General features: G+C 69.7%; 14 protein-coding genes. 4 read left to right on the forward strand and 10 right to left on the reverse strand.

Going from position 1 to position 14882, the window contains the following annotated elements; genetic code table 11:
• The first annotated feature begins 168 nt into the window (after positions 1-168).
• On the forward strand, positions 169-1110 hold the full coding sequence (locus tag ACYVKL_RS07180; protein ID WP_379169356.1) for a M56 family metallopeptidase: 942 nt from the start codon (positions 169-171) through the stop codon (positions 1108-1110).
• Between the two features lie 28 nt (positions 1111-1138).
• On the opposite strand, the gene ACYVKL_RS07185 is transcribed toward ACYVKL_RS07180, so the two are convergent.
• From ACYVKL_RS07185 to ACYVKL_RS07205, 5 genes are all read right to left on the reverse strand, one after another.
• Positions 1139-2410, reverse strand: coding sequence for an MFS transporter (locus tag ACYVKL_RS07185; RefSeq protein ID WP_379169861.1), 1272 nt, complete (start codon positions 2408-2410; stop codon positions 1139-1141).
• A 47-nt stretch (positions 2411-2457) separates the two neighbouring features.
• Positions 2458-3588 (reverse strand): PLP-dependent cysteine synthase family protein, encoded by a 1131-nt coding sequence (locus tag ACYVKL_RS07190; RefSeq protein WP_379169358.1) that lies wholly within the window; start codon positions 3586-3588, stop codon positions 2458-2460.
• A 100-nt stretch (positions 3589-3688) separates the two neighbouring features.
• Entirely contained in the window at positions 3689-4075 is a 387-nt protein-coding gene (gene lpqS, locus ACYVKL_RS07195; protein WP_379169360.1) for a putative copper homeostasis (lipo)protein LpqS, read from the reverse strand.
• Positions 4076-4366: 291 nt separating this feature from the next.
• The gene (locus ACYVKL_RS07200; protein WP_357199094.1) at positions 4367-4738 is read right to left on the reverse strand and encodes a BlaI/MecI/CopY family transcriptional regulator; all 372 of its coding nucleotides are present in this window, start codon (positions 4736-4738) and stop codon (positions 4367-4369) included.
• 94 nt (positions 4739-4832) lie between these two features.
• Positions 4833-5195: an ACT domain-containing protein gene (locus ACYVKL_RS07205; RefSeq protein ID WP_213556235.1), complete on the reverse strand. Its 363-nt coding sequence runs from the start codon at positions 5193-5195 to the stop codon at positions 4833-4835.
• A gap of 118 nt (positions 5196-5313) precedes the next feature.
• On the opposite strand from ACYVKL_RS07205, the gene ACYVKL_RS07210 reads away from it, so the two are divergent.
• Complete coding sequence (locus tag ACYVKL_RS07210; protein WP_379169362.1) at positions 5314-6135, forward strand: TIGR02452 family protein; 822 nt, start codon at positions 5314-5316, stop codon at positions 6133-6135.
• 276 nt (positions 6136-6411) lie between these two features.
• Here the strand turns inward: ACYVKL_RS07210 and ACYVKL_RS07215 are convergent, their stop codons facing one another.
• Together ACYVKL_RS07215 and ACYVKL_RS07220 are read right to left on the reverse strand one after the other, a co-directional pair.
• Entirely contained in the window at positions 6412-7188 is a 777-nt protein-coding gene (locus ACYVKL_RS07215) for an enoyl-CoA hydratase-related protein (RefSeq protein ID WP_379169363.1), read from the reverse strand.
• A 59-nt stretch (positions 7189-7247) separates the two neighbouring features.
• A complete protein-coding gene (locus ACYVKL_RS07220; RefSeq protein ID WP_379169365.1) occupies positions 7248-9602 on the reverse strand; it encodes a galactose oxidase-like domain-containing protein in 2355 nt (784 codons plus the stop codon).
• Positions 9603-9756: 154 nt separating this feature from the next.
• Here ACYVKL_RS07220 and ACYVKL_RS07225 point away from each other — a divergent pair, with 154 nt between their 5' ends.
• On the forward strand, positions 9757-10167 hold the full coding sequence (locus ACYVKL_RS07225; RefSeq protein WP_213556238.1) for a hypothetical protein: 411 nt from the start codon (positions 9757-9759) through the stop codon (positions 10165-10167).
• Between the two features lie 66 nt (positions 10168-10233).
• Here ACYVKL_RS07225 and ACYVKL_RS07230 read toward each other — a convergent pair whose 3' ends face one another.
• Positions 10234-11331 carry a DUF5685 family protein gene (locus tag ACYVKL_RS07230; RefSeq protein ID WP_379169367.1) on the reverse strand — a complete coding sequence of 366 codons (1098 nt, stop codon included), beginning with the start codon at positions 11329-11331 and terminating at the stop codon, positions 10234-10236.
• 134 nt (positions 11332-11465) lie between these two features.
• Positions 11466-12320, reverse strand: a complete 855-nt coding sequence (locus tag ACYVKL_RS07235) for a LysR family transcriptional regulator (RefSeq protein WP_379169369.1) — start codon at positions 12318-12320, stop codon at positions 11466-11468.
• Between the two features lie 107 nt (positions 12321-12427).
• On the opposite strand from ACYVKL_RS07235, the gene ACYVKL_RS07240 reads away from it, so the two are divergent.
• The gene (locus ACYVKL_RS07240) at positions 12428-13144 is read left to right on the forward strand and encodes an SDR family oxidoreductase (protein ID WP_379169371.1); all 717 of its coding nucleotides are present in this window, start codon (positions 12428-12430) and stop codon (positions 13142-13144) included.
• Between the two features lie 4 nt (positions 13145-13148).
• Here the strand turns inward: ACYVKL_RS07240 and kstD are convergent, their stop codons facing one another.
• Complete coding sequence (kstD, locus tag ACYVKL_RS07245) at positions 13149-14828, reverse strand: 3-oxosteroid 1-dehydrogenase (RefSeq protein WP_379169373.1); 1680 nt, start codon at positions 14826-14828, stop codon at positions 13149-13151.
• Between the last annotated feature and the right edge of the window lie 54 nt (positions 14829-14882).

Below are 14882 nucleotides of genomic sequence, written 5' to 3' on the forward strand. Positions count from 1 at the left end.
ATACGTAATACCGTAGATCCGGGGCCGCCCGCAAGTGCGTGGTGGCAACGCCCACACCCACACCCCGTTCGAACGCGGCAGTAAGGCTGTCCTCAGTTTTGCCCCCTACACTCGGGCGGATTCCACGGGAGGAGATCGAATGCGGGCCGCGCGATGGCGGGTGGGCCGATGAGCGTTGCCGTCTGCCTGCTGCTCTACGGATTCGCCGTGACGGTGCTCGCGCCGCGCGTACTGCGCCGCATCAGCGCCTCGGGCACCACGCCACGATTAGCGGTAGCGGCCTGGCTGGCAGTGATGGCATCCACGGTGCTGGCCTGGACGGTGACGGTGGCCATCATCGTCATCGACATCGGCACCCACAAGATCACCCTGCTCCCGGCCCGTTTCCTCGACAGCTGCCTGCTGCACCTGCACGACGCGGCCGTCGGCCATTACGGACGGCACCTGCAGACCGGACTGCTGATCCTGTCCGGATTCGCCACACTGGCGGGCCTGGCCGTGGCGCTGCGGCTGTGCGCCACGCTGCTGCGGGCGCGCCGCACCAGCATCGAGCACGCGCGCATGGCCCGCCTGGCCGGTCGCCACCACCCCGACTTGGATGCCGTCGTGCTCGATGTGGACCATCCCGCCGCGTATTGCGTTGCGGGCAAACCTCATACGATCGTCGTCAGTCGCGGCGTGCTCACCGCCCTCGACGACCGCCACCTCGACGCGGTCCTCTCCCACGAGCGCGCCCACCTGACCGGACGCCACCACCTGCTGCTCACCCTCACCCGGGGACTGGCCACGGTGCTGCCGCGGATCGAACTGTTCACCGTCGGCGCGGCCGAGATCGCGCGGCTGCTGGAGATGCTCGCCGACGACGCGGCCGCGCGCATCCACGGCCGCGAGACCGTGCTGCAGGCGCTGCTGACACTGTCGGAGCTGCCCGAGCCGCCCGCCACCACGCAGGCGGCGCTGCTCCCCCGCGTACGCCGCCTGTCCGAACCGGCGCAGGCGGTCCGAGCGCACACCCGCGCCGTGGCCGTGGCGGCGACGCTCACGGCCATGTTCATTCCGGTGGCCGCGCTGATCGCCACCGCCATCGGGATCCAGGTCTGCGTGGTCTGAGCTCCCTGGACGGCGGCGATCGGCGAGGTCAGCGCCGCGTGGGCAGCGGCTGCGTGGGGTAGTCGATCAGGCGGCCGGTCGGCACGGGCCGATGCCCGGCTTGCTTTCGATGGCGGCCACCTTGCGTAGGCACGCGATCGGAACGGTCCAAGGCGGCCAGGGCGAGGGCGGCGATCGCGCCGATCACCACCAAACCGAGCCAGACCGCCCAGTCCGCACCCACGGCGTGGGCCGCACCCAGCAGCGCGCCCGTCGCCAGGTTCCCGATCAGAATCCCGATACCGACGATCGTGTTGTAGAAGCCGTAATGCGTGGCCACCAGCCGATTGCCCGACAACGACACCACGGTGTCCATCTCGAACGGGAACACCGCCGCCGTGCCCACCGCCAGCACCGCCGCCGCCAGCAGCAGCGCACCCAGGGCGAGCGCACCGCCGAATGGCTTGGCGGAGGGCAGGATCGCCAGCGGCAGGAACGACACCGCCAGCAGTGACACCCCCACCACCAGGCCGCGCCCGGTACCCCAGCGACTGCGGAACCAGGCGGTGATGCGCAGCTGGCCCGCCACCGCGACGACGCCGGAGATCACGAACAACGCAGAGGTGACCGTCTGCGCCCGGGCTCCCGCCAGGTATTCGGCCTGCAACGGCAGCGCCAGATACACCTGGAACGACAGCACGTACGAGCCGACCATGGCCACCGCGAACGCCACGAACCGGCGATTGGCCACCACCGTGCGCCAATCCTCGAGCACCGAGGTCCGCACCGCCGGTTCGGCCGAGCGCCGCGCGGGCAGCGCGAACAACTGCGCCACGGTGAGTGCCGCGAACACCACCGCCGCAGCGGCGGCCGTCACCCGGAAATCCAAGGCCAGCAACGCCAATCCGACCAGCGGGCCCCCCAGGGTGCCCGCCTGGTAGAAGACGTTGAAGACCGCGAACGCCTCGACCCGCCGTTCGCCGGCCTCCGCGGCGAGGTAGGCGCGCACCGCCGGATTGAAGAGCGCCCCCGCGAATCCGGTCGCCGCCGAGGCGATGATCAGACTCGGCAGGTCCGACGCGAACGCCAGCAGTGCGAACCCGGCTGTGCGCAGCAGGCATCCGGCCACGATCAGCGGTTTGTAGCCGAGCCGATCGGCCAGCGTGCCGCCCACCAGGAACATGCCCTGCTGCGAGAAGTTGCGCACGCCCAGCACCAGCCCGACCGCCCACGCCGCCAAACCCAGTGGCCCCGAAAGGTATCCGGCCAGATAGGGCATGAGCATGTAGAAGCCGAGGTTGATGCCGAACTGGTTGACCATGAGCAGCTGCGCGGCCCGGTCGAACCCGCGAAACTTCGTCAGGACACTCACGACAGCGACCCCGGGGCGGTGTCGGACTGCGGTATCCGGGGGTCGACAACCGTGGTGCAGCGAGTCCAGCGCTCGACCTGCCGCTCGCCCGGGTGGGCGATCTCGTCGGGACCCACGGGTTGCGTCGCGCCGAGCAGTCCGTGTGCGGCGCAATAGGAGTCGTTGTACACGGTGTCGAAGTAGCGGTGCGGCCCGTCGGGGAAGACGGCGGCGATCCGGGCGCCCACAGGCCGGGTGCGGGCGGCCCACCCGGCCACCAGCGCGACCGCGCCGACACTCCAGCCGCCGCTGGACAGGTAGCCCGAGGCCAGGGTCCGGCAGGCCCAGACCGCTTCGGCCGGTGCCACCCAATGGATTTCGGTGAAGGCCGGGTAGTCGACATTGTGCGGGTGGATGCTGGAGCCCAGGCCGCGCATGAGGCGGGGGCCGGCCTGCTGGCCGAAGATGGTGGAGGCCACCGTGTCCACGCCGATCAGCGCCAGGGACGGATTGGTGCGGCGCAGGGCGCGCGCGATGCCCGCGGAATGACCGCCGGTGCCGACCGCGCAGACCAGAACGTCCACGCCGCCGAGCTGTTCGATCAGTTCCCGGGCGAGAGATTCGTAGGCATCCACATTGTCGGGATTGCTGTACTGGTCCGGGCACCACGCGCCGGGTTCGGCGGCCAGTAGTTCGCGCACACGGTCGCGGCGTGCCTGCTGCCAGCCGCCGACCGGATGCGGATCGGCCACCAGCTCCACCCGCGCGCCGTAGGCCGCGAGCAGCTGCGCGACCATCGGTTCCAGGCCCGGATCGGTCACCACCGTCACCGGGTGCCCGTATACCAGACCCGCCAGGGCCAATCCCAGTCCCAGTGTGCCGCTGGAGGATTCGATGATCCGGGCGCCCGGCGCGAGCGCTCCCCGTTCGCGGGCGCGTCGCACCATGTGCAGGGCGGGCCGGTCCTTCATGCCGCCCGGATTGCGGCCCTCGAGTTTGGCCCAGAAGCCGCGGCCTTCTGGCGCGAAGGGCTCCCCCACCCACAGCACCGGCGTATTGCCCACCAGGGCGCGGGGTTCCCGGGCCAGGAGGGGCAGCCCGGAGCTGGTGGTGAGCGTGTCGAATTCGTCGAGCAGACCTCGGTCCATTGCTGTCGCTTTCGGTATCGGACCGCCGCGATCGGCGGCATGACGTGCACGGCAACGGGCTCCGGCACGGGGCGAAGGGCCCCGGCCTGCCGCTGACCGGTCAGCGTCGGGCGATACACAAGCGCGTCAACAGCATTCGGCCGCCGACGACACCGCCGGGCGGTCCGCGTTCACCGTGGAGTGCGGTGATGAGGTCCGAGGCAGCGATGCCGGGCGTCGGCATCACCCGATCCGGGGTGGTCTCGGGGGCGTGTTCGCCGCCGGGTTCGGCCGTCCGGATGGCGTGCTCGACATGCGGGTCACAGTGCGCGGATTCGCCTTGCGGCGCGTGCCGATCACCGGCTGGGCCCACGACGGGCGCCGGGCCGAGGGCGGGGGTGTGGTCGGCGCCCGCACCGGCCGCGCAATCGGTCACCGCGGCGACCAGCACCAGCATCGAGAACAGCAGTGCCCACAGCAACCGGCCCGACCCGCCGCCACGGAACACCGCCGCACCTCCTGTCCGAATCCGGCTGTCCGGCCGTCGCTTTCGCCGTGCCGGGTGATGTTCCCGGAATGGCGTTGACACGTTCCCGAAACAATCTACTATCTACGTACGTACTGCGTAGACACCTGGTGATCGGGTTCACGTCCGTGCGGGGCGAATTCAGGGCAAAAGGACAGGACACGCATGGGGTTCACGCCATCGGCCACACCGACACGCCGAACCCGCGCGCTCACCGTCGACAGCCGGCAGCGGGGTGGCACACCGAAACCGCGGGGCCGATACCCCGGACGATCAGCGCTTGCCGCGCGTGAGTTTGCGCAAGGCCGCACGCAGGCCCTCGGACTCCTCGGCGCTCATCTGCTCGACGAAATGCGCGAGCACCAGATCCGAGCGGCCGCCACTGCCCAGCGCCTCGCGCATGAGCCGGGCGCTGTACTCCTCGCGGCTGAGACTGGCCCAATAGCGGTAGGCCTTGCCGACTCGCTCGCGCTCCAGCCAGCCCTTGCGGTGCAGGTTGTCCATGGTGGACATGACGGTGGTGTACGCGATGTCGCGCTCGGCGGCCAGTTCGTCGAACAACTCGCGGACCGTCGTCTTGCCGGGACGGTCCCAGATGCGTTCGATGATGACCGTTTCCAGATCTCCGAAGCCTCGTGCACTCACGTCCGACGTCTCCTCACCTCGGCGCGGCATTCATACGTTCTACGTACGTAGACAGTAATATGGGCGGCTCACGGCCACAACATTTGGCGCATGCTCAGTCCGCCAGGCGATGCCCCGCGTCCCGCAGCACCGCGGACGCCTCCTCCAGCCGATGCGCCGGAACCAGCACCAGGTCCGCATGGAACGTGGAGGCGACGAACACCGGGATCGAGGATTCCGCGAGCGGGCCGATCAACGCCAGCAAGGTGCCCGGCGCATTGAGGCTTCCGGCGTCCACACCGTAGAAGCCCTTCCAGGTCTCCCCCTCGGCCCACGCCGGCGCCTCGCGAATCACGGTGAGGCCCTCCGGCGCTCGCACCAGGGCGATCCACTCGTCGTCTTCCGGGAACGCGGTATTCGGCAGATGATCCACCGCGAACTGCGACGGGACGATCCGCAAACGCTGGGAGCCGCTCATGGCCACATCGTAGGCGGCGAGCCCGACAATCCCATGCCTCCCATTACGCCGACCAGTATTGGTGTCTGCGACTAAAAATCGGATGCCGGATGCCGGGACGATCCGTAAGGTCACTGAAATGAGTACCAGCCCAAAGCAAATCGCCACCGAGAACGAGCAGATCGCAGCCCTCGGCACCTACCGGACTGCCGACGGAACCCTGGTCGACATCAGCGACGCGCTCGCCGAAGCCCGCTCCTGGACCGTCTGCCACGAACCCGGCGACAACATCTACACACCGGTCACCGGACCGTTCACCGGACGCCTCGAGGTCACCGGCGAGGGCAGCGTCCAAGCCGCGCGCCGCCTGCACCGCGAGGGCGGAAATCGCCTCGCCGTCCTCAATTTCGCCTCCGCCCGCAACCCCGGCGGCGGGTACCTGCGCGGCGCCCGCGCCCAGGAGGAAGACCTGTGCCGCAGCGCCCTGCTCTACCGCTGCCTGCTCGAAACACCCCGCTACTACGAGGCCCACCGCGCCTCCGACGATCTGCGCTACAGCCACCGCGTCATCTTCTCCCCCGAGGTGCCCGTCATCCGCGACGACGCCGGCGCGCTCGACGCCCATCCCTTCACCACCTCGTTCCTGACCTCGCCCGCCCCGAATGCCGGTGCGCTCGCCGATCGTTCGGGCCACCCGGTCGAGGTCCGCGACATCCTCGTCGAACGCGCCGCACGCGTGCTGGCCGTCGCCGCCCACCACGAGGTCCGCGAACTGATCCTCGGCGCGTGGGGGTGCGGCGTGTTCCGCAATGACCCGAACGAGGTCGCCGAGGCCTTCGACCTCGGGTTGCGCGCGCACGGCGCCACATTCGAACGAGTGGTGTTCGCCGTCTGGGACCGCTCCCCCGTCTCGGCCAATCGCGCCGCCTTCGAATCCCGCTTCGGGTCCGTCTCGTCCTAGCGGTTTTTGCCGTCGTGCCCGTCGTTCGGGTGTCGCGGCAGCCGCATCACACCCGGCAACCCATGTTCAGATTGCAATATCCGCAAACCCGGATATTTGTGCGATACCGGGCGACTCGGACTCTCCTCAGCCAGCCCAGCCCCAGCCGAAGCGGTGGGCGTAGGCCAAGGGCTGTCCGCGATCATGTACCCCGAGCTCGGCGAACACCGAATTGCGCGTCTTCACCGTGCTGACACCGAATCCACTCCCCCGCCCCGCAGCGCCCACTGTCGCGGGTCAGTCGGTCCAGGTCGGCGGGCGTTTGTCGAGGAAGGCCGCCATTCCCTCACGGGCGCCGGGCAATTGGGCGGCGGCGGCCATGACCTCGCGGGCGAGGGTGTAGGCGTCGGCTTCGGGGCGGTCGAGCTGGGCGTAGAGGGTGCGTTTGCCGAGGGCCTTGCTCGCGCGGCTGCCGCGGGTGGCGCGGGCGAGCAGGTCGGCGACGGCGGTGTCGAGGTCGGCGGCGGGGACGGCGTAGTTGACCAAGCCCCAGTCGACGGCCGTGCGGGCGTCGATCACGTCGCCGGTCAGGGCCATTTCCATCAGGCGTTTGCGGCCGATCGAGCGGGCGACGGGGACGGCCGGGGTGTGGCAGAACCAGCCGCCCTTGCCGCCGGGCAGGGCGAAGCCCGCGGTGTCGGCGGCGACGGCCAGATCGCAGGAGGCGACGAGCTGGCAGCCGGCCGCGGTGGCCAGGCCGTGCACGCGGGCGATCACCACCTGCGGGACCGATTCCAGCGTGGTCATGACCTCCTGGCACAGGGTGAGCAGCTCCCGCACGCCGAGCAGGTCGCGCGCCGCGACGTCGGCGAAATCGTGGCCCGCGCTGAACACCGGGCCCGCCGCGGCCAGCACGATGCCGGTGGCGTCGGTGTCCCCCGCCGCGCGGAATGCGGCCAGCAGTTCGGTCAGGTGATCGGCGGACAGCGCGTTGCGCCGATCAGGCCGGTTCATGGTGATGGTGACGGTGTCGCCCTCACGTTTGACGAGCAGGTGCCGATATTCCTCGGTCATGACTCCACGGTAGTGCCGGAGACGTGCCATCAGCAGAGATTGGCGACCATTCGCAGCAGCTACACCGGTGCGGGCGCGCCCGGCCCCAATCGCAGCCACTGTCCGACCGACGGGACACCGCCGGTGTCCACCACGACCACGAGATACCAGCCGGGTGGGGCCAGCGCGGGATTCGAGGGCATGGCCACCGAGATCGTGCCCGGGTTGGTAGCGGTGATCGGCAGGTCGATCAAGCGTTGGTTGTTGTCGCAGGAGTGGGTGCACGACGTGGGGTGCAGCAGCGACACCTCGCGCAGCGCGGCGGTCGTGGCGAGGGTCAGGGTCGCACCGTATTCCACGGGGCCCGAAGACATCTCGAACTCCGGGCGCGCGCCTTTGAAAAGGTAAGGCGGCCAGAAGACTTCGATGCGCAGTTCCTCGGTCTTGCGTTGCGGGTTCGACCCGGCGGTCACCACGGTGCCTGCGGGGGTCAGCAGTGCGACGGAGTGGTAGAGCCGCGCCACCCGCTGCGGGGCGGTGGGCGTCCAGGTTCCGGCGACCGGGTCGTAGATTTCGCCGGTGGGCGGTACCGCGTCGGCCATTTCCTCCATTGCCGAACCGCCCGTGGCCAGCACCGTGCGGTCGGGCAGGACCACCGCGCACACGTGCATGCGCGGGTAGGTCATGGGCGGTCCCGCCTGGTACGCGGGCGCGGCGGTGCTCAGATCCGCGATGCGGGTGTCCGCCAAGGCCATTCCCGGGCCGTGCGGGTCGACAGTGCCGCCGCCGAGAATCATGACGCGCTGCGCTTGCGCGGGCGGCAGCAGCACGCTGGTGGATTGGCTGCGCGATTCGGGATCGTAGAGTCCGGGAACCTCGGTGACCGCGCCGGTCGCGGTGTCCCAGATCGACGGGCGCATACCGTTGTTGGTGCCGTACTGGCCGCCGGTGTAGAAGACGCGGCCGTCGGCTAGCAGCATCAGATGGGCGTACATCGGAATCGGGCCGGGTATCGGCAGTTTCGACCAGGTCAAGGTCTGCGGGTCGAACAGTTCCGGTGTCTCCGATAGGAATCCGTCGGCACCGAGTCCCGACAGTGCCACCACCGCACCGGTTTCCAATGCCGCGAGCGTGGGATACCAACGCCCGTAGTCCATGTCGGGCTGAGTGGTCCAGGTCAGCGTCGCCGGGTCGAACAGCAGGGTGTCGCGCAGGCCGAAGAACGGGTCGTACTGACCGGTGCCGCCTGCGGCCAGCACGCGGCCGTCCGGCAGGAACGCCTGCCCCGAACAGAACAGGTCGATGGGTGTCGTGGGTGCGTCCAAGCCCGGGTCCGGGTAGTGCCAGACGCGGGTGCGGAAGTCGTGGGCGCCGAGCCGGTCCGGGTCGTTGCCGGAGCCGGCGAAGAACAGAATGTCGCCGGTGTGCAGCAGCGCCGCGTGCACCGGATTCACCTCGGTGTCGAAATCCAGTATGCGCCAAGCGCCTTCGGTCGCGGAGGTGGCCAGATCGGTGTCGAGGTCGAGCACGCGCAGGTATCCGGTGTTGCCGCCCGCGGGATGGTCGATGGTGGAAACCACCAGCCGCGGCAGCGCGCCCGCACCGGGCAGCAGGGCGATGGCGGCGCCCTGATTCGCGTCGAATCCCCAGTCGGGCACCCGGGACCAGCGGCTCCAGCCGTCCACGCAGTGCCCGGTTCCGTCCAGGCCCCAGCCGACGGTGTACAGCCCGCCGTTGCCGTTGCGCGGATGGTCGACGGTGAAGACGATGAGCTCGGGGCGGCCGTCGCCCTCGAGATCGGCGACGGTGAGGCCCGCGCCCTGGTTCTCCCACCCCCACCAGTCGGGCACCGACAGCCAGGGTGTCCACTGCGCGACCGAGCCGTCCGCGGCCAGGCCTTTGGCCAGCCGGAATCGGCCGCTGTTCTGACCGTCGGGATTGTCGACGGCCAGGACCACCAGGACCGGTTCGCCGTCGAGGTGGGTCAGGCAGATGTTGGCGCCTTGGTTCTCCCAGCCCCACCAGTCCGGGATCTGCTGCCACGGAGTCCAGCCGCCGGTGACGGTGCCGTCGGGGGCGAGGTCGCGGCCGATGCGGAAGTAGCCCTGGTTCTGTCCGGCGGGATTGTCGACGAGGAGGACGACCAGGTCGGGGCGGCCGTTGCCGTTGAGGTCGCCGATGGCGATACCCACGCCTTGGTTCTCCCAGCCCCACCAGTCGGGCACCGGCAGCCAGGGTCCCCAGCTGCCGACCGTGCCGTCCGCCGCGAGCGCGTGGCCGACCCGGTAGTTGCCGCTGTTCTGACCGGCGGGGTCGTCAACTTTCAGAACCACGATGTCCAGGACGCCCTGCCCGGTCAGGTCGGCGACAGCGATGCCGCAGTCCTGATCATTCCGCGAGAACCAATCGGGAATGGGAACGAATTGTCCTGCCACACAGCACATCATGGTCGGTGCGCGCCCGGGCCGACAGTCGATGGCCGGAATCTGCCGATGGCCGTTCACGCCAGGTTACGGAAAACCCTCCCGGCCGACCGGAAACCCATTACCCTGCGAAACGCTTTCGTTTCACATACCTGAGGATTTCACCATGAACAAGGCACTCTGGGCCAACGGCCTGGCCCTCACGGCCGCCGCCCTGCTGGCCTCGGCCGGCACGGCCAACGCCTCGCTGGCCACCGTCATCGGCTCCGACTCCACCTTCAAGGTCGGCATCGACATTCAGCCCGGCGTCTATAAGACCACGACCGCGACCCAGCTGTGCGCCTGGGCGCGCCTGTCCTCCCTCTCGGGCGGCACCGGCGGCACCATCGAGGCCGGCGGCGCGGTCGGCGGCAACGCCACCGTCACCATCAAGAGCACCGACGTCGCCTTCTTCACCAGCGGCTGCGGCACCTGGACCCTGGACACCACCACCACCGTGTCCGGCTCCTCCAACTTCAGCACCGGAAGCATCGGCGGCTTCCTGCCGACCGGCTCCGCCTCGGGCTCGTCGCACTGACCCGTGAACGGTGAGCCGTCCACCCGGTGAGGGCGGCTCACCGCAGGCGAGAAACGAAGCGCGACCTCAGCAGTCGCAGCAGGATTCCTCGCAGCAGCAACAGGATTCCTCGCAACAACAGCAGCCTTCGCCGCAGCAGATACAGCCTTCACAGCACGGAAGGCAACAGCCACTGCGGCGGCGGGGCGCGCGCCCGTAATAGCCGGGCGCGGAACCGTAACCGCCGTAACCGGGCGGCGGACCCCACGGGTCCGGGCCGCGCCGACGCCAGCGCGACTGCGGCGCGGCGACCGAACCGTGAGCGGCGCAGGTGGAGCCGCCGAAGGTCCGGGTCACGGAGCGGCCCAGCTCGTGCTTCAGCAGTTTGTGAATCAGCCGCGAATCGGTGAATTCCACTTCGGCCAAAGCCAATTCGATGCCCAGCAGGGCGTCCGCGCACAGCCGGTGCGCCTCGGCAACGTCGGTTCCCGTGGCCACCAGCGGATTCCACTTCCCGTGGGCCTGATCCTCGGCGAGATCCTCCACCGCGTCCACGAGATGCGCTATGCGGCCGAACAATCGGCCCACCTCGGTGAGCGCGGCGACATTGCCGGGCCGGCCCGCCAGGATCGCGGTGTGGCCGAACGCTGCCGCCGTCGCGGTCTCGGTGGGTTCGGTGACCGTCAGCAGCGGGGTGCCGAGCCCCGCCGCGGCCTCGATCTCGCCCTGCCGGTCCACGGCCGTGACCAGCACCCCGGTGTCGAAACCCAGCCCGGTACCGGCGGATTCACCTTGTCGCGCCCAGCGCTGGGCAAGGCGTCGGGCCGCGGGGCGGAAGCCGGCCGTGCCCGCCACTCCGTCATGGTCATCGACGTGATCGCGCACCTTGGCGGCGGCCAGGACCAGGGACACCGTGGCCGCCAGCCGGACACAGTCACCGGTGGCGACATCGGCGCGTTTCATGCCGCGCAGCGGGCAGGGCCCGGCCGTGCGGCGGGTGGGCGACGCGGTCGATTGCGCCTCCACCAGGGCCGAGACGATCAGCCCGTCGTAATTGGTTGCCATGCGGGCGCTCTGGCCGTGGTCGTCCCGCAGTGCCAGGCACAGCCCGCACAATTGCGCCAGCCAGGCCCGCCCGAGTTCCTCGCCCAGCCGATGACGGCAGGGCCGGATGATGCCGAACACCCTATCGACGGTAACCCGTCGCGCTCGATTCGTCGTGCGGATTCCCGATCGGCACCGCGTGTTTCCAGCGACACACGGTAGACGAGGAAGATCGAATACCGTTGAGCGGCAATATCTCCGCGGCTACACCGCCCTCAACCGGCGACGAGCGTCGCGAACTCCTCGGCCAGCAGGACCGGACGTGCCGCCGACCAAGCCAGGCTCACCCGGTTGGGTGCGAGGTCGATGACCGGGACGTGGCAGAGGTCCGGGCGCGTGTAGAACGTCATGACCGACAGCGGCAGGAAGATGATGCCGTGGCCCGCGGCGACATGCTCGAGCTTCTCCTCCACGCTGCGGAAGGCTGGGATCGCGGGTCGGCCGGTGCGCAATTCGGTTGCCACCGTGGCCCATTCGGGTGCGAGGGCTGGGTCCTGGAGGAGGTGTTCGTCGGCCAGGTCGGCGACGGTGACCGAATCCTTGCCCGCGAGCCGGTGATCGATGGAGAACACGACGACGCGGGGCTCGGTGTAGAGCGGGCGCAGGACGAGGCCGTGCGGGTCCACGGGCAGTCGCACCACGCTGACGTCCACGCGACCGTCGTGCACCATCTCGACCTGGTCGTCCCAGCTGGTGCGCACCAGATCCACGGTGAGGCCGGGATGGCGGCCGGTCAGGGCGCGGACGGCGGCGGTCACGATGAGGCCGGGCATGAAGCCGACGGTGAAGGTTCGCGCGTCCTCGGCGGCGCGAATCACTCTGCGCTGCAAGGCTTCAGCACCGGCCAGCAGCGGCCGGGCATCGACCAGTAGCTGCTCCCCCGCCGAGGTCAGAGCCGTTCCTCGGCGATCCCGTGCGAAGAGTTGGGCGCCGAGCTCCTCCTCGAGGGCGCGGATCTGGCGCGACAGCACCGGTTGCGCGATGAACAGCTGCTCGGCGGCGCGGCCGAAGTGCAGGTGTTCGGCCACCGCCACGAAATAGCGCAGCTTGCGCAGGTCGACATCGCTCATGATGCCCTCAGGGTATTACAGGCGGCGGAACAGGTCTTGGACGACGGGCGGTCCCGAAACCCAAGGTGGAGAGGCAATCGCGAACAGTGAACCTCGAAAGGAATCCGATGTCTCTCGACGGACAGCATGTCGTCATCCTGGGCGGCACCTCCGGAATCGGCTACGCCGTGGCCGCCGCGACCAGCGCACTGGGTGCGAAGGTCACCGTCGTCTCCAGCCGGCGGGACAACGTGGACCGGGCGGTGGACCGGCTCCCAGCCGGAACCACCGGGGTGGTCGCGGACCTGAACGACGCCAACCGAATCCGGTCCGTGTTCGCCGACCTCGGCGCACTCGACCACCTCGTCTACACCGCCGGTGAGCCCCTGCTGCTCTCCCCCATCACCGATATCGATCTCGATGCGGCCCGGAAGTTCTTCGAGCTGCGTTATTTCAGCGTGCTCGCCGCCGTCCAGGCGGCGGCGCCGGGGTTGCGGGCCGATGGGTCGATCACCCTCACCACCGGTACCGCCGGTCCGCGACCGGTGCCCGGCTCCGCTGTCACCTCCAGCGTCTGCGGCGCGGTCGAGGCGTTGACCCGGGCGCTGGCGGTGGAGCTCGCCCCGATCCGGGTCAACGCGGTCATGCCCGGCGTGGTCCGCTCACCGCTCTGGAACTTCCCCGACGACCTGCGCGAACAGTTCTACTCCGACACCGCGGCCGCCACACCCCTGCGCCGCATCGCCGAAGTCGATGACATCGCAGCGGCTTTCGTCTTCTTCCTGACCCAACCCCACGCCACCGCCGGCGTTCTGCCCCTGGACGGCGGCGCGGTCCTGGCCTGACCGGCTACCGGGTGGCGGCGTGCAGTGCGGCCAGGTAGCCGTAGACGATGGCGGGGCCGATCGTCGCGCCGGGGCCGGCGTAGGTGTGGCCCATGACCGGGGCGCTCGCATTGCCCGCCGCGTAGAGGCCCTCGATCACCGAGCCGTCGGCGCGCAGTACGCGGCCGTCGGTGTCGGCGCTGAGGCCGCCCTTGGTGCCGAGGTCGCCGGGGACCAGCTTCGCGGCGTAGTACGGGCCGGTCTCCAGCGCACCCAGATTCGGATTCGGGCGGTTGCGCGGGTCGCCGTAGTAGTTGTCGTAGGCACTGTCGCCGCGGCCGAAGTCGGGATCTGTTCCGGCGGCGGCGAATTCGTTGAAGCGGGTCACGGTGGCGCGCAGGTTCTCGACCGGGATACCGATCTTCTCGGCGAGTTCGGGGAGCGAGTCGGCTCGAGTCAGCGCGCCCGACTTGAACCAGCGGCCGGGCAGCGGCTGCCGGGGCGGGACGCCCGCGAACTGGTAGCGGTTGCGATAGCGCTGGTCGAAAATCAGCCAGGCGGGCAGGTTTTCGCCGGGGCCCGCACCCTGGCCGTGCTCGCCGCCGTACATCTCGTGGGTGGCCTCGACATAGGGCAGGCATTCGTTCATGAACCGCTCGCCGCGCTCGTTGACCACGATGCTGCCGGGCAGATTGCGCTCGGCCAGGCAGAACCAGGGCAACCGGGGCAGCGGAATGGACGGGCCCCACCAGGCGTCGGCCATGAATTCCACGGCGCCACCGGCATTCTCGCCCGCACGGATGCCGTCACCGGTGTTGGCCTTCGCGCCGACGGTCCAGTCGGTGCCGATGGGTTCGCGCTGATACTGCTTGCGCATCACCGCGTTGTGCTCGAAGCCGCCGGCCGCGATGATCACGCCGCGGCGGGCGGTGAGCACCTGCTCGCGCCCGTCGCGCAGCACCACCGCACCGGTGACCCGGCCGTCCTCGGTGCGCAGATCGACGAGCGGGGTGTCCAGCCACAGCGGCACCTTCGCCTCCAGCAGGCCCGCGCGCAGCATGGCGCTCAACGCCTGGCCACGGGCGAGGACGCGGCGGCGCAGCACGGTCGCCGCGAGCCACCGGCCCGCGACGCGGGCGCCGGTCAGCGGGCTGCGCGGGTTGCGCAGGCCCAGATGCAGCTGCCGGAATTCGGCCTGGGTGATCACGACGTTCTTGGGTGCGCGCACGTAATCGGGTTCCAGCGTGCGCAATTCGGCGCCGAGGCCAGTGGCGTTGTAGGGCACGGGCTCGACCGAGCGACCGTGGGAACGTCCGCCGGGCGCCTCCGGGTAGTAGTCGGAGTAGCCCGGCACCCAGCGCATGCGCAGCGGTGAATGTGCGGCCAGGAAGTCGAAGGCTTCCGATCCCCGATCGAGGAGCGTGTCGATGCGCTCGGGCGGCACGCCCGGTCCGATGATGTGCTTCAGATAGGTCCGCGCGGCCTCGAGGTCATCGGCGGGCGCCTTGCGCCGGAGCTCCTTGTTGCCCGGAATCCACACGCCACCACCGGATCTCGCGGTGGAGCCGCCCCAATTCGCGGCCTTCTCGACGATGACCGTCGACAGCCCGTGGTGTGCCGCGGTCAGCGCCGCGGCCATGCCCGCCGCTCCGGAACCCACCACGATCACATCGAAGGTCTCGCCGGTTGCCTTGTCGTCCTGCATTGTTCCTCACCCTTGTCGATCTGTTGAATCTCTTCGCCTGCACGCCAGCGCTTT

This window comes from Nocardia tengchongensis (genome assembly GCF_054781395.1).